19 protein-coding genes and 1 pseudogene are annotated in these 24808 nt (G+C 57.9%); 11 read left to right on the top strand and 9 right to left on the bottom strand.

Going from position 1 to position 24808, the window contains the following annotated elements; genetic code table 11:
- Window positions 1–7: 7 nt before the first annotated feature.
- On the top strand, window positions 8–2524 hold the full coding sequence (locus tag LIX91_RS01650) for a UvrD-helicase domain-containing protein (protein ID WP_226487885.1): 2517 nt from the start codon (window positions 8–10) through the stop codon (window positions 2522–2524).
- Between the two features lie 335 nt (window positions 2525–2859).
- Here the strand turns inward: LIX91_RS01650 and LIX91_RS01655 are convergent, their stop codons facing one another.
- Complete coding sequence (locus LIX91_RS01655) at window positions 2860–4224, bottom strand: RNA-directed DNA polymerase (RefSeq protein WP_137983859.1); 1365 nt, start codon at window positions 4222–4224, stop codon at window positions 2860–2862.
- The gene (locus tag LIX91_RS01660) at window positions 4221–4823 is read right to left on the bottom strand and encodes an SLATT domain-containing protein (RefSeq protein WP_226487886.1); all 603 of its coding nucleotides are present in this window, start codon (window positions 4821–4823) and stop codon (window positions 4221–4223) included. The genes LIX91_RS01655 and LIX91_RS01660 overlap by 4 nt, the downstream gene beginning before the upstream one ends.
- Window positions 4824–5265: 442 nt before the next feature.
- Here LIX91_RS01660 and LIX91_RS01665 point away from each other — a divergent pair, with 442 nt between their 5' ends.
- The 4 genes from LIX91_RS01665 (at window position 5266) to LIX91_RS25675 (ending at window position 9615) form a co-directional block, all read left to right on the top strand.
- A complete protein-coding gene (locus LIX91_RS01665) occupies window positions 5266–6492 on the top strand; it encodes a hypothetical protein (protein ID WP_137983857.1) in 1227 nt (408 codons plus the stop codon).
- Window positions 6492–6953 (top strand): three component ABC system middle component, encoded by a 462-nt coding sequence (locus tag LIX91_RS01670; protein ID WP_137983856.1) that lies wholly within the window; start codon window positions 6492–6494, stop codon window positions 6951–6953. The genes LIX91_RS01665 and LIX91_RS01670 overlap by 1 nt, the downstream gene beginning before the upstream one ends.
- A complete protein-coding gene (locus LIX91_RS01675; RefSeq protein WP_137983855.1) occupies window positions 6950–8956 on the top strand; it encodes a DUF3732 domain-containing protein in 2007 nt (668 codons plus the stop codon). Before LIX91_RS01670 ends, LIX91_RS01675 begins: the two co-directional genes overlap by 4 nt.
- A 440-nt stretch (window positions 8957–9396) precedes the next feature.
- Window positions 9397–9615, top strand: coding sequence for a type II toxin-antitoxin system CcdA family antitoxin (locus tag LIX91_RS25675; RefSeq protein ID WP_137983854.1), 219 nt, complete (start codon window positions 9397–9399; stop codon window positions 9613–9615).
- A 368-nt stretch (window positions 9616–9983) separates the two neighbouring features.
- Here LIX91_RS25675 and LIX91_RS01690 read toward each other — a convergent pair whose 3' ends face one another.
- On the bottom strand, window positions 9984–11252 hold the full coding sequence (locus LIX91_RS01690; protein WP_226487888.1) for a mechanosensitive ion channel family protein: 1269 nt from the start codon (window positions 11250–11252) through the stop codon (window positions 9984–9986).
- A gap of 159 nt (window positions 11253–11411) precedes the next feature.
- Between LIX91_RS01690 and LIX91_RS01695 the strand changes: the two genes are divergently transcribed.
- The gene (locus LIX91_RS01695) at window positions 11412–12524 is read left to right on the top strand and encodes an XAC2610-related protein (RefSeq protein ID WP_226487889.1); all 1113 of its coding nucleotides are present in this window, start codon (window positions 11412–11414) and stop codon (window positions 12522–12524) included.
- 15 nt (window positions 12525–12539) lie between these two features.
- Here the strand turns inward: LIX91_RS01695 and LIX91_RS01700 are convergent, their stop codons facing one another.
- On the bottom strand, window positions 12540–13433 hold the full coding sequence (locus LIX91_RS01700; RefSeq protein ID WP_226487890.1) for a LysR family transcriptional regulator: 894 nt from the start codon (window positions 13431–13433) through the stop codon (window positions 12540–12542).
- A 106-nt stretch (window positions 13434–13539) separates the two neighbouring features.
- On the opposite strand from LIX91_RS01700, the gene LIX91_RS01705 reads away from it, so the two are divergent.
- A complete protein-coding gene (locus LIX91_RS01705; protein ID WP_226487891.1) occupies window positions 13540–14802 on the top strand; it encodes an MFS transporter in 1263 nt (420 codons plus the stop codon).
- Window positions 14799–15827 (top strand): alpha/beta hydrolase, encoded by a 1029-nt coding sequence (locus LIX91_RS01710; RefSeq protein WP_226487892.1) that lies wholly within the window; start codon window positions 14799–14801, stop codon window positions 15825–15827. The genes LIX91_RS01705 and LIX91_RS01710 overlap by 4 nt, the downstream gene beginning before the upstream one ends.
- 60 nt (window positions 15828–15887) lie before the next feature.
- On the opposite strand, the gene LIX91_RS01715 is transcribed toward LIX91_RS01710, so the two are convergent.
- Entirely contained in the window at window positions 15888–16670 is a 783-nt protein-coding gene (locus tag LIX91_RS01715) for an NAD(P)H-dependent oxidoreductase (RefSeq protein ID WP_226487893.1), read from the bottom strand.
- A gap of 88 nt (window positions 16671–16758) precedes the next feature.
- Here LIX91_RS01715 and LIX91_RS01720 point away from each other — a divergent pair, with 88 nt between their 5' ends.
- Window positions 16759–17658 (top strand): LysR family transcriptional regulator, encoded by a 900-nt coding sequence (locus LIX91_RS01720; RefSeq protein ID WP_226487894.1) that lies wholly within the window; start codon window positions 16759–16761, stop codon window positions 17656–17658.
- Window positions 17659–17677: 19 nt separating this feature from the next.
- Here LIX91_RS01720 and LIX91_RS01725 read toward each other — a convergent pair whose 3' ends face one another.
- Both LIX91_RS01725 and bamA read right to left on the bottom strand, forming a co-directional pair.
- The gene (locus LIX91_RS01725; protein WP_032703101.1) at window positions 17678–18091 is read right to left on the bottom strand and encodes a hypothetical protein; all 414 of its coding nucleotides are present in this window, start codon (window positions 18089–18091) and stop codon (window positions 17678–17680) included.
- Window positions 18092–18210: 119 nt separating this feature from the next.
- Entirely contained in the window at window positions 18211–20583 is a 2373-nt protein-coding gene (gene bamA / locus LIX91_RS01730) for an outer membrane protein assembly factor BamA (RefSeq protein WP_074951993.1), read from the bottom strand.
- Window positions 20584–20799: 216 nt separating this feature from the next.
- Here bamA and LIX91_RS01735 point away from each other — a divergent pair, with 216 nt between their 5' ends.
- A complete protein-coding gene (locus tag LIX91_RS01735; protein ID WP_003412780.1) occupies window positions 20800–21489 on the top strand; it encodes a response regulator transcription factor in 690 nt (229 codons plus the stop codon).
- A gap of 11 nt (window positions 21490–21500) precedes the next feature.
- Window positions 21501–22736, top strand: coding sequence for an ATP-binding protein (locus LIX91_RS01740; protein ID WP_003418325.1), 1236 nt, complete (start codon window positions 21501–21503; stop codon window positions 22734–22736).
- Window positions 22737–22775: 39 nt separating this feature from the next.
- Here LIX91_RS01740 and LIX91_RS01745 read toward each other — a convergent pair whose 3' ends face one another.
- Both LIX91_RS01745 and LIX91_RS01750 read right to left on the bottom strand, forming a co-directional pair.
- Window positions 22776–24143, bottom strand: coding sequence for an ATP-binding protein (locus LIX91_RS01745; protein ID WP_100073588.1), 1368 nt, complete (start codon window positions 24141–24143; stop codon window positions 22776–22778).
- Window positions 24140–24801 (bottom strand): annotated as a pseudogene (locus LIX91_RS01750) (response regulator). Before LIX91_RS01750 ends, LIX91_RS01745 begins: the two are co-directional and overlap by 4 nt.
- Window positions 24802–24808: the final 7 nt, after the last annotated feature.

The raw sequence follows: 24808 nt of genomic DNA on the forward strand, positions 1-24808 counted from the left end.
TTTCGCAGTGGACTCAAACACCAAATCCATACCCGTGCCCACCTTCCCGCCGGATGATGCGGATCCGCATGTATCCAAGGGCTTGATACTCAAAATTTTCGACTGGTTCTTAGATAAGGTGGGGATTGAACAGGCATCGTCCTGGCGTGCAGGGCGCTCTCGGGGGCGAAATGAAGGTTTTAAAAAGGGATACATCGAAGGGCACGACCAAGGCCTTGAAGACGGCAAGCTGATCGTTGAGCTGCGTCCTGGGCCAAGTCAGGAACCGGGTAAGCCGAAGACTCGTCCGCCAACGTTTTTCAAGACGTGGTCATTTGAGATCACTGACGATCTGGCTCAGGAGATCAGAGACGACTTTGCTCGGCTGTTGGAGCATCAGCCGTCTGAAGATCAGTGGAAAATGATCCTTTCCAGAACACCGACGACTGCGGTTGTCGCGGGGGCGGGCAGTGGTAAATCCACCACCATGGTGCTGAGGCTCTTGGTGCTCCATCACTATCTAGGGATTCGCTTCGAAAGCCTTACGGTGATCACTTTCACCCGAGAATCCAAACTGGACTTCGCGCACAAGGTGCGCGAGGTCTTCAAGCTTTGGCGCTATGACATTACCAAAGAAGAGTCGCTGGATATCGTCAGGACATTCCACTCTCGCATTCTGTCCTTCACTCGAAGCCTTCCTGGCCTTGAAAAGGCACAGGCATTTGAGTTCCTAGATCTCAAGAACGAGGATGATGAGAAGGCCGGCTCCATGTTCCAGGTCAAGCTAAAGCCTGAGCAGTTGACGCTCATGAACGACTGCTATCAGTCGTTGTACGAAGGTGACCCAGTTTTCAAGGATTTGATCGCTAAGCTTGCGCGGCGCGCCATCATGCTGGAGTCGATGGAAGCAGACAGCCCTGATGCCAAGACTCGTAAAGACAAGGTCGCAGAGATGGAGGTCATCGACGACGCCCTCTGCGGGAGGCTCGAAGAGCTATGGCGTTCCGCAGGCCGATGGCCTATCCCTGGCGTTCAGCCGAATCGTGCCCCCATCACGTTGCTCGGCAAGACCTTTCACTCCAACGGCTTCATCCCTCAAATTGGCGCCTACGTGATTCTGGGTGTAGATGGAAACGAGCCGAAGAATCTGAAACTAGACCCCGATCGATGGCCCTATCTCACTTTGGATGTGGCTGACAAACGCATCCTGTTTCAGGCGTTCTGCTCGAAACCCGTGATTTTCTTGAACAGCTACACCGACGCTGGTGCTTCGGTTGACGCTATGATCAACCTTGCCAACGCCTGCCCCAAATTCCGGTACAAGGTCACTGGGGAGATTTCTGCTCGATACATCCTGGAGGCCTTCTACTCTGCGGCGTCTTTCATCGAAAACCTTGGGCTGGATGTGATCCATGCGATCAAGCAGATGGATCTACCAGACAATGACCCTGACGTTGATTTCTTTGAAGCGTTGGCAATCTTCTGGAGCTCTTTGGACAAGCAATTGGAGTCTATGAGTCCGCCTGTGCTGACCTTCAACAAGATGTTCGCAATGTTCGGTGAGCGTGGCGCTGCCAACCTGAGGGCGATACCTAATGGCGTCTTGCAGCCCATGTCGACCTTGCTTATTGACGAGTTCCAAGACGTCGGGGCAAACACGATTTCCTGGGTGAGGGCTACTTTCGCCGAAATCGAGCGGAGAAACCTGCCCGTGCTTACCGATGGGCCTGTCTCATACGCCTCCCTGATGGCCGTCGGGGACGACTGGCAAAGCATTTACGGTTGGCGCGGCAGCTCTCCTCAGTTCTTTGTGGACTTCGACAAATACTTCCCAGCGTCGGCTACGACTCGCGTATTCATGCAAGATAACCACCGCTCGCATCAATGGGTGATCGATGCAGCGGAAGCCATCGTGAAGCGCACTGGAGGCTTTGATAACAAAAATGGCAAAGCAGCGAATCCACGAGTGACTGGTTATAAGGTACCAGTGCAGATGCGAGATCTGGATTTCATGCATCTCCGGGAAAAAGCCAAGGCCCATTATGACTCTGGGCACAAGATTTTGGTGTTGTACCGAATTGGGCGAACCAAGGCCAAAGTAGAAAAAAGTCTGAGTGAGCTGATCCGGCAAGCGGAGGATGAAGGCCGAGAAAACGATCTGAAGCTGTTGACTTACCATGCCTCCAAAGGCCTGCAGGCGGACGCAGTGTTTTTGTTGGGAGATTGTGAGATGACCACAACCTCACCCTCCAAAAACGACATTTTCCGCCAAGCTAAGATGGGCGGTAGTGATCCGTGTGGGTACGACACATCGCAACGCCAGGAAGCTCTTCGGACAGCATATGTGGCCATCACCCGCGCGATTACCTACTGCTATTGGTACGTTGATCGTAAGGAAGGGAAGACCCCGGCTTTCGAGAAAGCGAGTCGGCACGTTGATCCGATGTTGGACTGCTGGGATGTAGTTCCATCCGCCGCTGCTCAGAAGAGAGCCTTTGGTAAGGCAAAACCCGGTCGCCGTACCGGCTCCCGACGATTCGTGTAGCTGCATCGGGCTGATGCATTCTTAAGCGTCAGCCCTCCCATTGATCCGCCTGCTGTGGGGGCATCTGATTTGCGAGTTGGTACCGAGCACTCAAATTACTATTTGAGGTGCCTGTCTATCCATAAATTGCCTTAAGGGCGCTTGGTGGTGAGCATATGGACAAGTCACTTTCCCAAACTCGTGGTGCTCTGGCGAGCTTATTCAACATCGGCTTGTAAACCTAATTTTTGATCTGTAAATCGCCGTGATTTATAAGTCAAAAAAGAGGTTTACAAGCGGTTTGAGTTGCCCGTTTGCCACATCGCGCAGAGCTGACCGCTTGGGTACCAGGCCTGTCATGATCGCTGGGCAATATCCTCTTCAAGCTCTCGTACGGCCTTGCTCACCTTGATCACAAACAGCCGTTCCACTTGGTCATCGCGAAGCGTGGCAGCATCATCACCAATCCAAAGCGCTAGCACCTTCCGCTTATCCGCGATGCTGTGATCATCCAGGTTTGGAATGTAGGCGTGATTGCCGGCTCTCCCACGTTTGAGCTCGTAGAAGGTCTTGATCAGCGACTTGAGCTTGATTCTCCCTTCCAGCGAGGAGCGTTTGGTCAAATTGCGTATCGTGTGATTGACCGACCGCAACTGGGCGGTCGATGTGATCTGGGAAAAGTAGGATGCCCAGCCTCGCCGTTTCCCTTCGAAGAAGCATCCGGTGATCCGCAGGTTCACTTTCCATTCGCAATACGCGCGGGCGCGCTCCATATCCCTGGGCGACTTAGCGGTTGCGACTTTGTGCCTGTATGCAGTGAAGATATTGGCAATGGACGATTCGAAACGGAGGATGCTTTCTCGTCGGATGATGACATGGCCACCTTCGATCTGGTAACCCAAGAAACTGAATGGGTCGGTCAGGGGGGCGTACTTCGATTTCGAGTCCGGGCCGAAATCGTGCGGGTGCAGTCCCATCTTTTGCAGCTCAGTGATAAGCTCTTTGGCCACTGTCTCGGAATGCCCGGCTAGCGTCAGGAGCAGAATGTCGTCCACGTAGCGCTTGTACCAGATCCCTGGCCTGCCATTGAACGCCAAGTCGATCTCCTGCAGTGCGATCTCAGCGAGCAGGTTTGAGATTGCCAGCCCTTGGGGCACACCGATGGTCGAGTTGGGCGTGTCCTTTCTGCCTCTTGATTCAGGCACAGTCGGCGTGGTGATTGCCGAAGTTATCAGGTGCTTGAGCTCAGGCTTGCGAATCTTTTTTCGAATAGCGGCATCGATCAGGGTGTGAGGGATCGAGGGGTAGAAACTCTTCAGGTCGATCTTGGCATACTCGGCATAAGCACCGGATGCGAGCGCAGTTTTCAGATCTTCAATAACCACCTGGGGCAATGAAAGCTTGGCCGTCGGGTAGACTTCTGCGAGGCATTCACACAAGGCACGCAACACGATTCGATCCCGCGCAGTCGGAATTGAGATCTGTCGGGGAAGCGAAGTCGCTCCCTTGAGAATCAGCTTTTCCTTGTAGGCAGTGAATCGATACTTCCCCTGCCTAACCTTTTGGACGATCAGTTCAAGCTCATCAGTCAGCCTGGAATCGAGCTTGGACGGGCGAGTGCGATCAAGCCCAATAGCACCGGATTTCTTGATCTTATCCGTGTAGATGCCAAGTAGTTGTTTGCGGGAAAAATACTTCTTGAAACTACGGGCGGCACTCATTTCCCTACCCAGGAGTATGCGGCGGCTGCAAGGGGAAGGGCGTACAGGGCGACGGTAATAACCAGGCGCGCACCGAGCCAGGAAATGGCGTAGAAGATCTCGAACGCAGTAGGGGTTCGACTGGTCAAGCCCGTCGAAAATACCCGTGCGATTCGGTCATCGATCTCTCTGTGATTCTCTGACTCAGCGAGCAACTCATCATACTGCTGCGTCTGAGTGGGAGTAGGGGCGGTGTTCGGGGCAAGCTCACGGTACAGACCCTGCAGTTGCAGGTAGTTTTTGCGCATGGCCATTGCCCGCACCCGGAAATCCCGGTTTGTTACGGCAAGCGAGACGCCGAGGAGCGCAACAGAAAGTACGGTGGCCAGTACGTCAGTGTCAGGGCCGAGGATGTGTTCGTAGCGGATAGCCAGGACACCCAGAACCGTGCTGAGAATTGCGTACCAGACTAGAAGCATTTGTGAGTGAAAGTCCAGCCACTCCAGACGATTATGGGCCTGGATACGAGCTTTGTAGGTGAACCAGACACTATCCTTCACAGATACTTCTCCATTAAATTTGGGAGAAGAGGCAAGCGGGTTTGAGTCATCTTTGAACATCCCCGAGGGGATCGGTGGGCATACGCCCAACAGCAGAAGCTGTTAATTATCAGAGCCGCCCTCGAATGAACGAGAGGAGGTACCTGCCTCTTCAGCGCTGATCTTACAATGCTATCACGTGCCAGGGAAGGTACCTTTTGGCAGAGGCTCAGGTTGATGCGAAAGGGGTATAGGCCAAGGCAGCGTTGGCGACATCAGATGTTTAGAGAGGACGTCAACGATCAATATGATGGCATTTGGCGACTGCGGTAGTGAGTGCTGGTAGCATATATCGTAAGATTGAGAATAACTGTATTTATATACAGTAATTGAATAACGGTTATGTGCTCTTACCAACGCCGGGCCCGTGCCTGGCGTTGATTCGTTGTTGTGCATCCCGAAGGCATGGGCATGCTTGATGTGTTGGGCGAGTCGTTGGTCAGGGAGTCATGCCTAACTTGGAATGTGTATGGATACGACGCAACCACTAAATGCGGCGCTACCCGGCGATGCTCCTTTGCCGTTCGATGCGACCCTCCTGTTCAAAGCGCTCCAGTATCAGTTGCTCATAGCCGTGGAGTACTGCTATGACCTGGCACCTGATGAGTGCCTGTGGCTTGAAGTCATGGGTGATGTAACGGTACCCGGCAAAACCCAGACCGAGGTCAAGCTGTACTCCAATAGCCTAACGGACAGTCACGCCAATTTCTGGAACACCGTAAAAAACTGGCTCCATGAGAACTTCGACCGCACTTCGTTCAAGAGTCTAGTGTTGCTGACCACTCAAGAGTTCGGGGCGCAAACGCTACTCAAGGGTTGGAACACGGCCACACCTGCAGCGCGACTGTTGATCATGGAGACTATCGCTGGGTCATCCGATCCTGCGGTGGATCAGCAAGTAAAGCAAGAATCTGAAGATGTGGAGGGGGCTGCCAGATCTTCCAAGGCCAGGAAGCTTCAGCAGCATGTGATGGCCCCCGAACGACGCAACGCGTTGATGGAAGTGCTAGAACGGATGCACATCACTACCGGCGCTGAGTCGCTGGAGCAGCGCCTGCAGAGCTACCAGACCCGGCATCTCAAGCCGATTCGTCCGTCTAAATGCCAGCAATTCATCGAAGATCTGTTGGGCTTCATGAGTAGCCCTCAACTGGTGATTGGCGGGTGGAAAATCACCCATCAGGCTTTCACTGACAAATTGTCGGAGCTTACGCATCAGTACATGAAGCACCCCAAAACCTTCCCAAAGGTGGACTTGGCGGCGCTCAAAAAAACTATCGACGTCGAAGAGATTCGACCCATGCCATTTGCTCAGAAAATTGTTGAGATCGGGGGCGAGCATCACCTGAAGCGCGCAGCTCTTTATCGTGTGGTCGCCCAGAACACGATCTCCGATCTGTATACAGATGGCGTGCTCTTCAAGCCGATGCTCGATGGCTACCTCGGGAACCATCACACGCTGCACCAGTATGGTCGCGAACTCGCGATGCTCGGCTGCACGGGAATTACCTGCCCAACGGAGTTAAGCACCCGATCCATGGTGTTCTTCATTGAGCGCAATGGGCTGCCTGTAGAGCCTTTCTGTGGTTTGGAACACACCATGCCCGAGTTCCGCAATGGCATTTATCACATGCTCGCAGGGGAGAAACCTGAGGATGAAGATGACGAGTTTCACTGGAGATTATGGTGATGACCACTCAAGTCTCTGACCACCTGTACACCTTGCACAGGACACCCTTTGCGTTGGCTCCTTTGATCCAGAGCTTTTACCAGGACTGGGAGCCCGTTGAGAAGGATGTGTTGCTCAGTTACCTGATCCTGCCGCTCGTTACCTACAAGCCGATGCACAAGTTCTTGAACAGAGCACGGCGTGACAGCTCTGTACGGACGATGGCATCAGAAGCTGAGAGGCTCATCGGCCTGGCCATGCGTGTTAAGGAATTTAAGCCAATCACCAACGCCGCCCTGCTGATCCTGGCTGCAGAGAAAAGCCTTGAGATCACGCCTGACCTCTCCGTAAGAGCGCTTCAGAAACCGCAGTCGGGCAATGCGGACAAGTCTTTGCTGAAGTACAGCCAGAAGCTGGCGATGGTGCTGACTGGCGAAAACGTAGTTTCTATTTACAGGATGTTAGGGCTCAAATCGCTATGAAGTGTTACGTAGAGTACATCGGTGTGGTTGACAAAGATGATGGCGTCCACCACGTTCCCTTCAAGCCGGGTCTCAACATCATCACGGGTAAATCCTCCAAGGGTAAGAGTGCGATACTCGACATCTTCGATTACTGCCTGGGGAGCTCCGAAGACACGATTCCCGAAGGCATAATCACGGATCGTGCGAAGCTTTTCTTTACCGTACTTCGATTCCCAACCATCGCAGTCGTCACAGGTCGAGAAGCGTCCGGCAACCGTTGTTTCCTGCGTGAGGTTTCGGGGCCACAGGCGGAACATGTCCTGGAGCTGATCCAGGACAATGTAAAGGAATTCTTCGCCCCGAACTTTTTCCAGTACAAAAGCGAATTCCTCAAGAGCATTGGTCGATTCTTCGGCGTTACGTTGGAGAACATCGACACGGATCCGCTGCAGAAGGAAATGACTGGAAAGTGGAGCGCGACCCCTTCGATTCGTAGCTTCCCATCGTTCATGCTGCAGCATCAAAACCTGGTAGCTAACCGGCACGCAGTATTTTACCGCTTCGAGGAGAAGCGCAAACGTGACCAGGCCATCGATCAGTTCAAAATCTTCATGAACATCGTAGGTGAAGATTACTTCGATCTCGCCAAGTTACGTACCGAGGCCATGTACGAGCTCAAGCGCGCTCAGACTCAAATTCCAAAGCAGGAAAAGATCAAGGACGACTACCTGGCCGAGTTTTCGAACCTGCTTAAGGAGTACGAGGCGTTCGCGGGCCAGCCACTGACCGAACTGACGCCCGACGAAATCTGGGCGAGGCCAAAGCCCGCGTTGGAGCGTCTCACGGGCATCTCCGTTAGGGTGGACGGTCTGTCCAGTGCATTTGAAACCCGAAGGGCTGAGCTGCGCGAACAGAAAGCGGAGTTGATGTCGACCATCCAGAAAGCGCTCAACACCCGCTATCTGCTTAAGGTTTCTGCCGAACAGGCGTCGGGGTTTGCAACATCCGTGACAGCGCTGCCCATCCCGAAAGCCGTGAACCTGGAAAATGCGGTATGTCCGGTCTGTGCATCGCAATCGGATGTGGCGGAAGATGAAGCCAACAAGCTATCGGCAGCGATCCACTGGCTTAACGGCGAACTCAAGGTCTCCACCTACGCACGCGAAGGTTTTGGCGAGGAACGTCGAACCATCGACGCGGATCTCAAAAAACATCGCGCGGCGCTGGCTCTTGTGGAGCAAGCTCTGAAGCCGCTTGATGACGAGGCTGATCGGCTGGAGCGATCGAAGTCTGTCGATGGTGGTGCGCAAAAGGCCAAGCTAAAGCTGGAGCTTGCCATCGAGAAGCGTCTCGCGAACCCACCTTCAGAAATCAAGGGGATGGTCGAATTCTGGGAGAAGGAAGTCGAAAAGCTCGATGGGCAGATGGCCCAGTACGACGTGGAGTCGAAGCTGTGGGCGCTGCAGAATGACATCAACAAGACGATGAAAATCCTGGGTAAAGACTTCGATTTTGAAGATACGTATAAGAGCGGGTCATTGAAATTCGATGTCGAGACGTTCGACCTTTGGCATGAACGGCCCATTGAGGGCGGGCGAGTGAAGAAGGTGTTTTTGCGCAGCATGGGCAGCGGTGCCAACTGGCTGTACTCGCACCTGACACTATTCATGGCCTTGCATTATCAGTTCGCGGCGCATCCGAAATGTAAGGTGCCGCCGATTCTCTTCCTTGATCAGCCAACCCAAGTCTATTTCCCTTCTACAGATGATGCAGATGCCTTCAAAGCAGGTGAATTGCGCGGTGACAAGCAGACCACTAGGACGGTGGATGAGGACGTGGACTCCGTCTCCAAAATGTTCACCAGCCTCGCCAGGTTCTGCGATGTAACGTTAACGGAAACCGGCGTTATGCCGCAGATCATTGTGTGCGACCATGCTGATAAACTGCCCCTTCAGGGCAATTACGTTTTTGAGAGTTTCGTGCGCGCTCGGTGGAGAACGCATGGGCTAATCGCAGAATAATCTGAGGCCTGCCAAAGGGGTAACCTCCTTTGGCAGGGGGGGGCATGGCTATGGATACTGGCGTTGAATCCAAGAGCTGGTTTCTCGCCTGCTCGTATTACCTTGGGGAAATGGCCCAAATCCTCCAGAGCGCACTTGGATGTTTTCCCCCGCAGTGCGGGGCTTGATGATTTGACGCGTCTTTACCCACTTACGCTGACCGACCTTGGTTTTGAGCTACTCTGTGACGCGTTGCTACGTGATTCCAAGGAGGCTTGGCTCGTTCGTCATACAGGCCACCTTGAGCTCCGTTGGCAGTTACGGATGCATATCAAGCGGCGCCTAAAGCAGCGACTTGTCCACGACAACTTAGCTTCCGGTTCGATTCGTGACGACTACTTTGCCGCTGACCTCGGGCTTTGAGGCATGGCAAAAGCTGAGCCAACGAAAGTCCGCGGAGCTTGCGTGCCAAGTTTCGCATTGCCAGACTTGAGGTTCGCAGCACAATAGCTCGTGCGCGCAAATCTGTAGATCTACCATGCCTGCCGTATACGCCTCCCCACGCATCCAAGCAACTGGTAAACCTCAGCATCAACGGCGACTTGCTGGATCGATCGAAGGAGCTGGGTATAGATCTCTCCGCTGCGTCAGAGAACGCCTTGGCCGAGGCAGTTTCTTAACATCAGCGCAAGCTCAGGCTTGAAGAAAAACCTAATTTACTGGCTGTTACGACAAATCTATTTGGGGACGAGCTCCGCGCGGAGCAGTGGCTGGCCGCACCAAATGGAGCATTGGGTTGACTGTGCCCAATTGACGCTGAAGTTGATGAGGTACTGGATCTGATCAGGTGCTTGGAGCATGGCTTTTGTGCCTAGAAACAGGCAGGTCATTTGATCCAATATCGATCGATCGTTGGGCGGCCAGCACCTAGCGGGCGGGCGATTTCCATTTTTTGCAGCCTTGAGTCTGCAGCCCTTGCACCGCCGCACGGGTCTGATTGCCCCGCTTGCCTCTCAAGTCACCTGATGCCGCTTCCTGGACTTCGTTATTAAGCTGGCCTTGTAGTCTCCCCCCTCAACCCCACCCGCATATCCGCCCCACTAGGCTGCTGATACAAACTCAACCCGAACTCCGGCATCACGGTAATCAGATAATCGAAAATATCCCCCTGTATCCGCTCGTAATCCACCCACACCGTGGTGCGGGTAAAGCAGTAGATTTCCAACGGGATGCCCTGTGAGGTGGGTTCGAGCTGGCGAACCATGCAGGTCATGTTCGGGTTGATGTCGACGTGGCTTTTCAGGTACGCCAGGGCGTAGGCGCGGAAGGTGCCGATGTTGGTCATGCGTCGGCGGTTGGCGGACATTTGTGCGACGTTGCCTTGTGCCTGGTTCCAGGCCAGCAGTTCGGCCTGTTTGCGGCCGATGTAGTCGGTGAGCAGGTGGATTTGCATGAGTTGCTGTTCTTCATCGTCGCGCACGAAGCGCACGCCGCTGGCGTCGATGAACAGGCTGCGCTTGATGCGCCGTCCGCCGGATTGCTGCATGCCGCGCCAGTTGCGGAACGATTCGGACATCAAGCGCCAGGTCGGGATGGAGACGATGGTTTTGTCGAAGTTCTGCACCTTGACGGTGTGCAGGGTGATGTCCACCACGTCGCCATCTGCGCCGACCTGCGGCATTTCGATCCAGTCGCCGACGCGCAGCATGTCGTTGCTGGTCAGCTGCACGCTGGCGACGAAGGAGAGCAGGGTATCTTTGTAGACCAACAGGATGACCGCCGACATGGCGCCGAGGCCGGACAGCAGTAGCAGGGGCGAACGGTCGATCAGGGTGGCGACGATGATGATCCCGGCGAAGACGTACAGGATCATCTTCGACAGTTGCACGTAACCCTTGATGGAGCGCGTGCGGGCGTGCTCGGTGCGCGCGTAGATGTCCAGCAGGGCGTTGAGCAGTGCGCCGATGGCCAGGGTCATGAACAGGATGGTGAAGGCCATCGCCAGGTTGCCGATGACGTTCTTGCCTGTGGCGCTCAGCCCGGGGACCAGGTTCAGGCCGAATTGAATGACCAGCGACGGCACCATTTGTGCCAGGCGATGGAAAACCTTGTTGTGGCGAAAGTCGTTGATCCAGTGCAGCGACGCCTGACGGCCCAGCATCCTCACGGCATACAGCACCAGAAAGCGCGCCACGCGGCCAAGCACCAGTGCGGCGGTCAGCAACAGGATCAGGGCCAGCCCGGTGCGTATCCACGGGTGCTGATCGAGCATGTCCCAGATTTCCTGGGTCTTGAGCCAAAGCGAGTGAATATCCATAAAAGCATCGGGCCCGTTGAGCGAGGAGGGGGGCGTGATTAGAACATTTACCGGGTCGGACGGGGCGGCCTGTGAGCACGAAGTGCACGTTGGGCAATGATTTCAAATTGTATCAATTGCTGAAGTAAACTCATCGCTCATTATCAAAGGAGTTGCGTCTTGCACCTATCCATCGTTCAACGCTGTGCGTCACGTCTCGGGTTGCAGGCCTTGTGGGTACTGGTCGGCCTGGCCTCTTCGACACTGGTCAGTGCCGCCGGTGCGTTACCGACCTACGGTGAAATGGACGCAGCAGGGTTCGCGGGCTCGCCCCGGGAGAACTACGCCCTGCAGGACTTTTCCGATAAATACCGTGCGACGCTGGATATTTCCGCCAAGGACGATGTGTTTCGTCCCGGCGTCATCAACGTGTACGACAAGGCCAGCGGTGCGGCCTTGATTCGCGTGCAGTCGGATGAGCTGGTACTTGGCACTGACCCGAAAACCGGCAAGGTCAAAACCAACGTGCACGAATTGCCCTATGGCGAACAGAGCGTACTGATCTATCAGGATTTCAACTTCGACGGCATCAAGGACCTGGCCTTGATGGACGGGCAGAACAGCTGCTATCACGGCCCCTCGTATCAGGTCTTTCTCGGCACGGCCGATGGTTTCCGGCACAGCGATTCGTTTACCAAACTGGCCCAAAACAACTGCGGCCTGTTCAGCGTGAATGAGAAAGCCCGCAAGATCGAGACCATGACCAAAGACGGTTGCTGCTGGCACCAGACGTCTACCTACAGCATCCGTAATGGCGAGCCGGTTCTGGAAACGCAGACGGTCCTTGACCACACCGGCGGGTCGGGACTGCCGACTGAAACAGTCAGTCGCAATCAGAATGGCAAGATGACGCACACCACCAGCATCGTCTGGGAGGAAGACCAGCAGCGTGAGATTCTCCTGTCGTTCAGGCTCGCGCCGTCCGGCAAGCGCATTGTGCTGTTCCGCTCAGGGGACGCAAGCCCGGTGTTCTACGCGGCCGTGGACAGCAAGAATCAGGTCGGGCTGCTGTTTCCCCAGTCTGAAGGTGAGCAACTGAAGTACGACGCTGCCAGTCACGTATTGAGCTTCGTGCGCGGCGACACCGTTTACCGGATCGTGGGTGACGCAAAGGGTGCGCCCACCGCCATGCAAGTGGTGGTGCGTGGCAAAACCACCGAGCTGAAACTGCTGGCCGAACCCGCTCAAGGTTCGCTGAACAAGGTCGCGGATGCGTTGAAAGCCGCGCAGTAATCAGGCGGCGGGGGGCTAGCCCCGATACCTCACCGCCTCGACAAACGCACTGAACGCCGGCGACGCCTGTCGCCGGTTCGGGTAGTACAAGTGAAAGCCTTCGAAATACGGGCTCCAGTCGACCAGCACTTCTTTCAGGAGGCCGCTGGCGATGTGCGGTTCGGCCATGGAGTCAGGCACGTAGGCCAGGCCCACGCCGTCCAGTGCGGCGTTGAGCACATGGATCATGCTGTTCGACGTGAACTGCCCGTTGACCCGTATGTTGAGCTTGCGGCTGCCCTTCTCGAACTCCCAGGCGTAGCAGCTGCCGTTCGGCGAGTGGCGGATGTTGATGCAGGTGTGTTGAGTCAGGTCCTGAGGCTGCAGCGGGACGGGGTGTCGCTCGAAGTAGGCAGGCGACCCGACCACTGACAAGCGCCAGTCAGGTCCCAGGCGTACGGCAATCATGTCCTTGCTGATGGATTCACCCAGGCGGATGCCGGCATCGAAACGTTCGCTGACAATATTGGTGAAGCCGTAGTCGATGCAGATCTCGATCTGGATATCCGGGTACTGCGCCAGAAACCCTGCAAGCATCGGGCGGATGATGCCTTCTGCGGCGTCATCGGAGCAGGTAATGCGAATGGTGCCGGCGGGCTTGTCACGCAGTTCGCCCAGCACTTCGACTTCTGCGGCAATCTGGTCCAGCAGCGGCCCGATCGAGCGCATCAGCCGTTCGCCTGCTTCGGTCGGGGCCACGTTGCGGGTGGTTCTCGCCAGCAGGCGCAGGCCCATGCGCTCTTCAAGGCCGCGCAGGGTGTGGCTCAGGGCTGAAGGCGTAACGCCCAGCTTGGTGGCCGCCTTGGTAAAGCTCTGATCGCGTGCTACCTGCAGAAAGGCTTGCAGATCATTGAGTTTGGGTGTGCTCATTGCTGAATCCTTTTCACAAGCGCGTTTAAATTGTGGTGTCTAATCATCCTAATTCCTTTGCCCTAACCTGTGCCGACTATTTTTTAACGTCGCCAGGTCAGGACGCATGCAAGCATTTGATTCAACTCTGAAGCAGTCCGAAATAACCACTCATCCGCCCGCATGGGGCGCCGTGTTTTCGATGGCGCTGTGTGTGGTGGTGCTGATTGCCTCGGAGTTCATGCCGGTCAGCCTGCTGACACCCATCGCGCAGGACTTGGGCATCAGTCAGGGGCAGGCAGGCCAGGCGATTTCGATCTCCGGCTTTTTTGCTGTGCTGACCAGTCTGCTGAACACGCCGCTGACCGGGCATCTGGATCGCAAGCCTGTCCTGCTGGGCTTCAGCCTGTTGCTGCTGGTGTCTGGCGTGATCGTCACGCTGGCCGCCAACGGCTGGTTGTTCATGACAGGCCGTGCATTGCTCGGGATAGCCATTGGCGGCTTCTGGTCGATGTCGACCGCCACCGTGATGAAGCTGGTGCCGAAGCAATCGGTCGCCAAGGGCCTGGCACTGATCAACGGCGGCAATGCGCTGGCGGCGACGGTCGCCGCGCCATTGGGCAGCTTCATGGGCCAGTACATCGGCTGGCGCGGGGCGTTTTTTCTGGTCATCCCGCTCGCGGCGCTGGCGTTTACCTGGCAATGGCTGAGCCTGCCGGCCATGCGCAGCCAGCCGAACAACCGGGCACGCAATCCGTTCCGCCTGCTGCGCAACCCTCAAGTGGCCGTCGGCATGAGCGCGATCCTGTTGCTGTTCATGGGCCAGTTCGCCGTCTTCACCTACCTGCGCCCGTTTCTGGAAGAGATCACCGGGGTCAGCGTCAACACGTTGTCCCTGATGCTTTTGGCGCTGGGGGCCAGCGGGCTGGTCGGCACCTACCTGATCGGCAGGCTGCTGCACAAAGGCCTGTATGCCTGCCTGATCGCCATTCCGCTGCTGATGGCGGTGCTGGCCGTGGCGCTGACCGGTCTGGGCCATTCGCCTCAGGCCGTCGCCATTGTGCTTGCCGTCTGGGGGCTGATTGCCACGCCTGCACCGGTCGCCTGGGGTCTCTGGTTGAGCCGCACGCTGCCCGACGATGCCGAGGCGGGCGGTGGCCTGATGGTGGCGACCATTCAACTGGCGATCACCGCCGGGGCCGGCATCGGCGGCGCGCTGTTCGACAGCCTCGGTTGGTGGAGCCCGTTCGCATTCGGTGGCGTGTTACTGGCGTGTTCGGCCGCGCTGGCCTGGACGGCACGCGACAACGCGTCCGTGCAGGAAAGCAACACCGGTCAGGGCCGGGCAGATAAACGCGGGTCAATTTCTCAACGAGGTAACACGCCATGAAAAAGATTCTTTTGATGCTTGGGCTTTTAATCAGCTCATACGCTGCGACAGGAGCAGACATGTCTCACGGTGCCGATAATTTCTACACAAGCGACAAGGTCGTTGCGCAAAAAGTGCTATTCAACAACCAGTACAAGATGAAAGTCGCGGGCAATCTTTTTATACCCAAAGGTTCGAACCCGAACGTTAAAGCTCCGGCAATCATCGTCGGCCATCCGATGGGGGCGGTGAAGGAGCAAAGTGCCAACCTGTACGCGCAGAAACTGGCCGAGCAGGGTTTTGTCACCTTGTCGCTGGATTTGTCGTTCTGGGGCGGGAGCGAAGGCCAGCCGCGTAACGCCGTTTCACCGGATATCTACGCCGAAGACTTCAGCGCCGCAGTGGACTTCCTGAGCACGCAGACCTTCGTGGACAAAAAACGAATCGGCGTGCTGGGGATTTGCGGCAGCGGCAGCTTTGTCATCAGTGCCGCGAAGATCGACCCGCGCATGAAAGCCATCGCCACGGTGAGCATGTATGACATGGGCGCCGCCAACCGCAACGGCCTGAAACACTCGCAGACGCTGGCGCAGCGCAAGAAGATCATCGAGCAGGCGGCACTGCAGCGCGACGTGGAATACAGCGGCGGCGACACTGCGTATACCAGCGGCACGGTACACAAACTGACTGACACATCCGGCCCGATCGAACGCGAGTTCTACGATTTCTATCGCACGCCACGGGGCGAGTTCACGCCCGAAGGCCAGTCCCCCGAGTTGACCACTCACCCGACGCTGACCAGCAACATCAAGTTCATGAACTTCTATCCGTTCAACGACATCGCGACCATCTCGCCACGCCCGATGTTGTTCATCGCCGGTTCAAAGGCGCACTCTCTGGAGTTCAGCGAGGAAGCGTACAAACTGGCCGGCCAGCCCAAGCAACTGATCATCGTGCCGGAAGCCGGGCATGTGGATCTGTACGATCGGGTCGATCTGATCCCGTTCGACAAGCTGGGCGAGTTTTTCAAGAACAACCTGAAGTAGTCCGCCAGAAAACACTACGCATGAAAAGGCCCTGCACAAGCAGGGTCTTTTCTTTATCAGTCACTGATCGCGCAGGTGAATGCCCAGCCCCTGCCGGCCTGTTGCAAGATCAGCGCGCAATGTCAGTGCCGGGATCTCGTAGTCACCGTCGTTCTGCCTGCGAAAGGGCAAGGGCTCGAGGGTGAACAGGGTATCCAGGCGGTCGCCGTAGTCGGCGCAAATCCGCGCAAAGGTTGCGCTGTCCACCTTGCCTGCCCGGTACACGGGGAAGGGCGCGAGCACATCGAAGCCTGGATAGAACAGGATGCCGTGCTGGATAGGAAAGAGCACATCGTTCAGCGCCCCGTTTACGCCCCGCTCGCTGTAGTGGGACTTCCAGCCGCCCATGGTCACCGTCAGCATGGCGCGCTTGCCTGCCAGCGTTCCTTCACCGTAGCGATCACCCCAGTGCTGGTCGCTGTGCTCGCCCACGCCGTAGGCGAAACCACAGGCGTACACCCGCTCTATCCAGCCTTTCATGATCGCGGGCATCGAAAACCACCAGAGTGGAAACTGAAATATGACGGCGTCTGCCCAGAGCAACCTGGCTTGTTCGGCCTCGATGTCCGGCGGCTGGATACCGGCGGCAAACACGCGTTGCGACTCAAGGGCAGGGTCAAAGCGGCTGTTGTTCTCAAGGCCGGGTGCATCGTTGGCGTCGATGATCGCCTTCCAGCCCATCTGGTAAAGGTCGGACACCTGCACCTGATGGCCGTTGTTCTGCAGATGATCGACTGCGAAGTCTTTCAACGACCCGTTCAGCGAGCGCGGTTCGGGGTGGGCGTAGACAATAAGTACGTTCATGGGGGGCTCCGGTTTGTCTGTAATGGGGCAACGCTACAGACTCGCTCGGGTATGCTGGAAATCAATCTCCCAAACACATGGTATGTGCATGAACAATACCTTGCGGCGTATCGACCTCAATCTGCTGGTCACGCTGGATGCACTGCTCTCGGAGCAGAACGTGACCCGCGCGGCGCATCGGCTGAACCTGACTCAGCCGACGGTCAGCCTGCAATTGGGCAGGCTGAGGCAGGTGCTGGAGGATCCATTATTGTTGCCGGGACCGCGGGGCATGACCCCGACCGCGCGGGCTGAGGAACTGCGCGAACCGCTCCGTCAGGCACTTGCAGCGTTGGAGTCAGCCTTGCTGCCCGGCCGGGATTTCGATCCGGCAACGGCCGATCACACCTGGCGCGTGGCTGCCAGCGATTACGCGACCATCGCGTTGATATGGCCGTCGCTCGGCAGGCTGCGCAGTAGTGCACCAGGCACACGTCTGGCCCTGTTGAACAAGCACCCTGTCAGCCTGGCCGCAGATCTTGAAAGCGGTCGGCTGGATCTGGCGTTGCACACCCGCGAGGAGGCGCCGCCCAAGCTGCGCCAGCGGTCGTTGATCCATGAGCGTTATGTGCTTGCTGGCCGGCATGATCATCCGGACCTTGTGCAACCCGTGTCGCTGACACGTTTCTGTGAGCTGGAGCATGCGGTCATGTCTCCCAACGGCGGTGGCTTCGCCGGCAGCACCGATCAGGCCTTGGCGGCGCTGGGGTTAAGCCGGCGGGTCGTGTTGTCGGCGCCGCATTTCGGCTCGCTGGTGTCGGCATTGACCAGCAGCGACCTGGTTGCCGTAGTGCCTGAACGGCTGGTGCGCAATCAGCCGACGCTTGTGGTTCAGGAACCGCCGCTTTCGATTCCCGGGTTTGAAATGCTCATGTTATGGCCAGAGCGTTTGCACCGTGATCCGGCTCATAGGTGGTTGCGAGAACTGATGGTCTCGGCCATTGATTGAGCCGTGCGGCGCTCACGATTCAAGCCCGCAGCCTGCGCTCGCGCAACGCACTCAAACACTCGCGCCCCGCAGCCTCGGCGGTTTGCATGACCGTCTGGCTGTTGTCCTCGGTGATCCAGGTCAGCAGCCGCACCTGACCCGTCGCCTGGCTGCCGCCATGCATGCGAGACAGGGTTTCGCGCTGCTTGAGCATGGCTTTCATGCGGGTGGCGAGCATGAAGATATCGTCGATGAAACCGTCTTCGACGTTGTCGTGATGCTCGATGCCCAGCCCCGTGGCGTCGTGGTCGATACGCAAATGGTAGTGCATGGCCCCGGTTGCATCCTCGCTGCCGAACAGCGCGATGACGAAGCCTTTGCCCAGCAGCGAGTGCAAGGCGTGCTGGATGATTTCCTGCACATCGGGGGTGATCTGTCTGACTTCGCGGCTCATGTAACGACTCCTGACCTGATGAGTAGTGCAGGCAGTATTCAACGACGGGATGTAAAGCGCGGTCCGGGCCAGGTAATGCTGGGTAAAGACCGCCTTGTTCATGCTGTAAAAGGTCCGCCTCAAAAGGTCTGGCCCAGCGAGAACTGGAACACTTGGGTCTCGGCGTCTTCGGGCTTTTTGATCGGCACGGCGAGGTCGAAGCTCAGGGGGCCGAGCGGCGAGTACCAGGTCACGCCGACGCCGACCGAACTGGCCATCTGGTCGATATTGATGTTGCCGCAGTTCTGCGTGGTGGTCAGGTAGCACTTGTCGGCGTAAACCGTGCCGAAGTCCCAGAACAGCGAGGTGCGCAGGGATTTCTGGTCTTTGACGAAGGGCATCGGGAAGAGGTATTCCATGCCGCCGGTGATCAGGATGTTGCCGCCCAGGGCTTCGGTGTCGCGGTCGGAATAGTAGATCTGCCCCTGACTGGCGTAGGTGCCGGTGGCCGGGGTATTGCGCGGCCCCAGCGTGCCGTCCTTGAAGCCGCGCACCGTGGCCTGGCCGCCCGCCGTATAGTTTTCGTAGAAGGGCAGGCCGTCGGTATCGCCGTAACCGTTGCCGTAGCCGAGTTTGGTATGCAGGCGCAGCGAGGTGGTGTCGCTGAGCGGCAGGAAGGTCTGGCCGTTGTAGTCGAGTTTGTAGAACTGCAGGTCACTGCCCGGCACGGTGCTGGTCAGGGTCAGACTTTGCGAGTGCCCGCGGGTGGCCAGTACGCCCTTGTTGAGGGTCGATTCCGACCAGCCGACGCTGGCCTTGAGGTTGGTGAACGCATCACCCTCGCGCTCAATGAAGTCGTAGATCTCGTCAGCGCTGTAGCTGCCGGCGTCGAGGGTGTCACGCTGGATCGACAGCCCGTAAGTCAGGCGCGATGTTTCGCTGATCGGATAGCCGAGATTGACCCCTGCGCCCACGCTGTTGAGCGAGTAGTAGGAGACCTCGTCGTCGTCATCGTAATACTTGCTGTAGTCGGTCGCGTTGTAGAAAACGTTGTAGCCCAGGCTCACCCCGTCAGGCGTGAAGTACGGGTTGGTGAACGCGAAGTTGTACTTGGTCTGGTACTCGGAGCGGGTCATGCCGAGGCTGGCGAAGTTGCCGGTGCCGAGGATGTTGTTCTGCGAGATGGAGCCGCCGAGTATCAGCCCGGCGCTTTGCGAAAAGCCCACGCTGGCGGTGATGTTGCCCGAGGCCTGTTCTTCGACGGCGTAGTTGATGTCCACCTGATCGTCGGTGCCGGGGACCGCTGGCGTTTCGACGTTCACTTCCTTGAAGAAACCGAGACGCTCCAGGCGCACCTTCGACTGGTCGATCAGGTAGGTCGAGGCCCAGCCGCCTTCCATCTGGCGCATTTCACGGCGCAGCACTTCGTCGGCGGTCTTGGTGTTGCCGCGAAAGTTGATGCGGTTGGCGTAGGCGCGCTTGCCGGGGTCGACCACGAAACTGATATCAACGGTGTGATCGGCATCGTTGGCTTTCGGCAAGCCGTTGACGTTGGCGAAAGTGTAGCCATCGTTGCCCAGACGGCGGGTGATCAGGTTGGTGCTGTCAGTCATGACCTTGCGTGAAAACACCTGGCCCGGTTTGACCAGAATCAGTTGTTCGAGCTGGTCCTTCGGCACTTTCAGGTCGCCGCCCAGTTTGACGCTGCCTACCGTATACCGGTCGCCTTCGGTGATATTGACGGTAATGAACACGCCTTTCTTGTCAGGCGTCAGCGACACCTGAGTCGAGTTGATATCCATGTTGATGTAGCCGCGGTCCAGGTACCAGGAGCGCAGTCGCTCCAGGTCGCCGGAAAGTTTTTCGCGGGCGTACTTGTCATCGTTCTTGAAAAACGACAGCCAGTTGCTGGTCTTGAGCTGAAACTGATCAGCCAGCTGTTCATCGGAGAACACGGTGTTGCCGACCACGTTGATGTGCTGGATCGACGCCACCGTCCCTTCGTCGATGGTGATTTTCAGGGCGATGCGGTTACGTGGTGCAGGCAGCGCCTCGGTATCGACCGAGGCACTGTAGCGGCCCTGGGAGACATATTGGCGTTGCAGTTCATTGCGCACGCCCTCCAGCGTGGCGCGCTGGAATATCTCGCCTTCAGTGAGCCCCGACTGCTTGAGCCCCTTCATCAGGTCGTCGGTGCTGATGACCTTGTTGCCGACAATCTCGATACTGGCGATAGAGGGGCGTTCGACTACATTGATCACCAGCACATTGCCATCGCGTGCAACGTTGATGTCCTGAAAGAAACCGGTCTTGAACAGTGAGCGCGACGCGTCGGCCAGGCGCTGCTCATCGGCCTGATCGCCGACATTGAGCGGCAGCGCAGCGAATACGCTTCCTGCTGATACGCGTTGCAGGCCGTTGACGCGGATGTCCGAGATGGAAAAAGTGTCGGCGTGTGCCAGCGGGACGCTGAATAACAGGCAGAACGATAGAAGCAGACGCGAAGAAATCATCAAACCCTTTCCAGAAAGCTGCGACAAAGGCATTTGAGCGCTGCCGATGACACGCCAGAAAGGGCCGGTCCGGCGGGCGCTGTTGGCTGCGCAGCATAGGGCGAGGGCATGTTGGGGACGGTTAACGCCGTGTAAGGTTAGGTAAAGATCATCGAGCCCGGCTGACACGCCGCAGCAGCGCCGGGATAATCGGCAACCACCAATCAAGGGCCTGCCATGACTTCCGTATTGCTTGTCGACGATGACCGGGAACTGACGGAAATGCTCAGCCAGTACCTGACCCGTGAAAGCTTCGACGTGACCTGCACCAACAGCGCTGAAGAGGGCGAGATTGAAGCCTTGTCCGGGCGTCACGACATTGTCGTGCTGGACATCATGATGCCGCGCATCTCCGGGATCGAAGTGCTGCGGCGGATCCGCGCGCAAAGCCAGGTGCCGGTGATTCTGCTGACCGCCCGCGGCGACAATATCGACCGTATTTCCGGGCTGGAACTGGGCGCCGACGATTACGTGCCCAAGCCCAGCTCGCCGGGTGAGCTGGTGGCGCGTCTGCGGGCGATCATGCGCCGGGTGCGTGCGGTGTCGGTAGTTGATGCGGTCAGGGATGTGATTCAGGCCGGAGAGCTGATGCTCTGGCCAGGCAAGCGTGAAGCGCGCTGGCAGGGCGTGACGCTTGAACTGACCGGCAACGAGTTCTGCCTGCTCGAAGAGCTGGCGCGGCATGCCGGGCAACTGGTCAGCAAGCAGAACCTGTCGATGAACGCGCTGGGACGGCCGCTGGCTCGCTACGATCGCAGTATCGACGTGCACATCAGCAGCATTCGCCACAAGCTCGGTCCGCGCAACGATAACCAGAGCTGGATACAGAGCGTGCGCAATCTGGGCTATATGTTGATCACGCCATGAGGCCGAACCGGTTGTTCTGGAAGCTGTTCCTGGCGTTCTGGCTGGCGACCAGCCTGACTTTCATGGTCGGTGCCGGCCTGTTCATATTCACCCAGTCAGGGCGAGGCGATCCGTCGTTCAGTACGGTGCTCGACAACGAGGTGCGTATTCTTCAGCAGTCGGGCATCGCCGCAGGGCAGGCGTTGCTCGATGCCTGGCAGCCGGAGGGGCAAGGCAGGGTCGGCCTGTACGACAGCCAGGGGATGCTGCTGGCGGGCGGGCCGCTGGAGAATCCTCGCTTCGAACTCGCCGTGCACACGCGCGAAGGCGCACTCGTGCATATCCGCTCTACCCAGCGGCCCAACCATGACGATCAACCCTCTCACCTCAATCCGCTGATCACCGGCACGGTCATGAGTGCGCTGTTCAGCTGGTTTCTCAGCAGCTATCTGGTGGCGCCGCTGATGAAGTTGCGGGAGGCGATGGGCAAGGTCGCCAGAGGCCGTTTCGACACACGGGTGAAGCCCGACATGGGCCGGCGGCGCGATGAAATCGTCGACCTTGCCGAGGATTGCGACCGCATGGCCAATCAGCTCAAGGTCATGGCCGACTCCCAGCAACAACTGCTGCATGATATTTCCCATGAGCTGCGTTCGCCGCTGACGCGCATGAGTGCCGCCATCGGCCTGTTGCGCCAGGAGCCGACCCAACTGGACATGCTCGAACGCATTGAGCGCGAATCGGAGCGCATGGACTCACTGATCGAAGAATTGCTGACCCTGGCGCGCATGCAGAGCGATGTCGAAAGCCTGACCCGCGACCAGGTCGATGTCATCAGCCTGCTGGCGGCCATCGTCGAAGATGCCGAATTCGAGGCCGGACTGAAGCAGTGTCGGGTCAGGCTGCAGGCTCCCGGGTCGTTCGTCGCTCAGGTCGACAGCGAACTGCTCTACCGGGCCTTCGAAAACGTGATCCGCAATGCCGTTCGCCACACGGCGGTCGGCACGGATGTGGTGGTGGTCGCCAACGTTCAGGCCCAGCCGCTGTGCCTGATGGTCAATGTCATCGATCAGGGGCCGGGTGTGGACGAGGCGTGCCTGCAACGGATTTTCCAGCCCTTCGAGCGCGGTCCGGAGAATGCCGCGCAGGGCTTTGGCCTGGGCCTGGCCATCGCCCTGCGGGCTATCGAAATGCACGGCGGGCAGATCGCCGCACGCAATCGGCCGGGCGGCGGTCTGGTGGTCGATGTGCTGCTGCCGGTGTCGTGACGGCACTCGATGGCCGTCCCTCGGCGCGTTGCTCAATGCTCAGCGCAACGGCGCCTGCAGACTGGCCCTGAGCCCGCCCTCCGGACGATTGTCGAGGCTCACGTTGCCGCCCATCAATAGCGCGACTTTTTCCACGATGGCCAGCCCCAGTCCCACGCCTTGATCGTTGCCACGGCTGTAGAACGGCTCGAACAGGCGTTCGCGCTCCTGCTCATCGATACCAGGGCCCTGATCGTCGACGTTGAGCCGGAAGCAATGCTCACTGAACGTCAGCCCCACCGTGACCTGGCCGCCCTCGGGGGAGAAGTTGACGGCATTGGTGATCAGGTTGTGCAAGGCGATGTCCAGCGCGGGAAAGTCCACCGTTACGTCGCGGCTGGCTTCACTGCATTCAAAGGACAACTCCAGATGCTTGCTCAGCACCCACGGGGTCAATTGCACCAGACTGTCGCGCACAGCGCTGACCAGATCCACCGCCACCTTGCCCGCTGGCGAAGGACCGGGCTCCAGGCGCGCAATGGTCAGCAACTGGTTGACCAGCCGCGTGGTGCGGTCCACGCCGATGATCAGGTAGCCCAGCGACTGTTGCCGCTGCGCTTCGTTGTGCGCTTCCAGTACGTTTTGCGCGTGCACACGCAGGACCGCCAGAGGCGTGCGCATTTCGTGGGCCGCATCGGCAATGAAGCGCCGCTCGCGTTTGAGCAGGTCCTGAATCTGTCCCAGCAGGCGGTTCAGGGCGGCCTGCATGGGTTCCAGTTCGGTAGGCAGGGCGTTGAGCTGCAGCGGGTGCAGAGCACCGGCGTTACGGCCGCGCAGGGTATTGGCGAAATCGGCCAGCGGCCTCAGCCCCCAGCGGATCGCCAGCCAGATGGCGATCATCAGCACCAGACTGCCGATCAGGTTCGGCAAGACTGTGTGACGCACAATGCGATTGACCAGATCCGAGCGCACGTCATCGCGCTCACCGACCCAGACCAGCAGACCATGCTGCTCGTCCCTGAGCACGAAGGCTCGCCATTGATGGCCGGCCATGTCGTTGAAATCACTGAACCCGGTGCTCTGTGGCGGATGAGTGAAGGTCGGGGCGCTGGCAGTGTGTACCAGCGAGTTGTTGTCCTTGTCCCAGACCTGAAAGGCGATCTTGCCCTCGTAAGGATGGCCGTCCACACGTGGTTCAGCCTGGGCGAGGGCCTGATTGAAGGCCTGATAGAGCTGCGCATGTTCCTTGCGCTCCATGGGCATGCGCATCACGCCTTCCAGCAGCCTCGCGTTCTGCGCCAGTTGGGCATCGTAGATTTCCGCGATTTCGTGATTGCTGTCATGCACGTTGAACAGCGTCAGTACCAGAAGACCACTCAGCAGCAGGCCGATGATCAGGGTCAGTGTGCGGCGGCGTATCGACTTCAAGAACGCTCCTCCACCAGATAACCCACGCCTCGAATGGTACGGATCAGGGTGCTGGAAAACTTTTTGCGCAGATGGTGAATGTGCACTTCGAGGGTGTTGCTTTCGGCCTCTTCGTTCCAGCCATAGAGCAGCTGCATCAGCCGTTCGCGGGTCATGACCCTGCCTGGCGGCGAGAGCAATTCATACAGCAATTGGTATTCCTTGGGCGTCAGGGCAACTGCGGCATCGTGATAGCTGACCTGTTGCGTGCTGGGGTCCAGGCGATGCCGTTGTGTTCGATCAGCACCTTGGCACGCCCGGCACTGCGGCGTAGCAGGGCGCGCAAGCGGGCTTTGAGCTCGGACACATCGAAGGGTTTGACCAGATAATCGTCAGCGCCACTGTCCAGGCCGATAATCCGGTCTTCGGTGGCGTCGCGTGCGGTCAGGATCATGACCGGCAGCGTCGAGCCGCTGTGACGCAGTCGACGCAGTACTTCAAACCCACTCAGCGTCGGCAGGCCGACGTCGAGAATGGCCAGATCGAAGCTCTCGCTGAGCAGGGCATGCAGGGCGCTGCTGCCGTCCTTGATCCAGTCAACGGTGTAGCCTTCCCGGCTGAGTGCCTGCTGAATGCCTTCGCCCAGTGCAACGTCGTCTTCGATAAGCAGCAGACGCATGGTGTCT

Source organism: Pseudomonas sp. B20 (genome assembly GCF_020515755.1).
Lineage (GTDB): Bacteria > Pseudomonadota > Gammaproteobacteria > Pseudomonadales > Pseudomonadaceae > Aquipseudomonas > Aquipseudomonas syringae.

Excerpts from the sequence above, each read along its gene's own strand:
- LIX91_RS01655 (WP_137983859.1), bottom strand. The coding sequence starts at position 4,224 with ATGAGTGCCGCCCGTAGTTTCAAGAAGTATTTTTCCCGCAAACAACTA.
- LIX91_RS01660 (WP_226487886.1), bottom strand. The coding sequence starts at position 4,823 with ATGTTCAAAGATGACTCAAACCCGCTTGCCTCTTCTCCCAAATTTAAT.
- LIX91_RS01665 (WP_137983857.1), top strand. The coding sequence starts at position 5,266 with ATGTGTATGGATACGACGCAACCACTAAATGCGGCGCTACCCGGCGAT.
- LIX91_RS01670 (WP_137983856.1), top strand. The coding sequence starts at position 6,492 with ATGACCACTCAAGTCTCTGACCACCTGTACACCTTGCACAGGACACCC.
- LIX91_RS01675 (WP_137983855.1), top strand. The coding sequence starts at position 6,950 with ATGAAGTGTTACGTAGAGTACATCGGTGTGGTTGACAAAGATGATGGC.
- LIX91_RS01690 (WP_226487888.1), bottom strand. The coding sequence starts at position 11,252 with ATGGATATTCACTCGCTTTGGCTCAAGACCCAGGAAATCTGGGACATG.
- LIX91_RS01700 (WP_226487890.1), bottom strand. The coding sequence starts at position 13,433 with ATGAGCACACCCAAACTCAATGATCTGCAAGCCTTTCTGCAGGTAGCA.
- LIX91_RS01705 (WP_226487891.1), top strand. The coding sequence starts at position 13,540 with ATGCAAGCATTTGATTCAACTCTGAAGCAGTCCGAAATAACCACTCAT.
- LIX91_RS01710 (WP_226487892.1), top strand. The coding sequence starts at position 14,799 with ATGAAAAAGATTCTTTTGATGCTTGGGCTTTTAATCAGCTCATACGCT.
- LIX91_RS01715 (WP_226487893.1), bottom strand. The coding sequence starts at position 16,670 with ATGAACGTACTTATTGTCTACGCCCACCCCGAACCGCGCTCGCTGAAC.
- LIX91_RS01720 (WP_226487894.1), top strand. The coding sequence starts at position 16,759 with ATGAACAATACCTTGCGGCGTATCGACCTCAATCTGCTGGTCACGCTG.
- LIX91_RS01725 (WP_032703101.1), bottom strand. The coding sequence starts at position 18,091 with ATGAGCCGCGAAGTCAGACAGATCACCCCCGATGTGCAGGAAATCATC.
- bamA (WP_074951993.1), bottom strand. The coding sequence starts at position 20,583 with ATGATTTCTTCGCGTCTGCTTCTATCGTTCTGCCTGTTATTCAGCGTC.
- LIX91_RS01735 (WP_003412780.1), top strand. The coding sequence starts at position 20,800 with ATGACTTCCGTATTGCTTGTCGACGATGACCGGGAACTGACGGAAATG.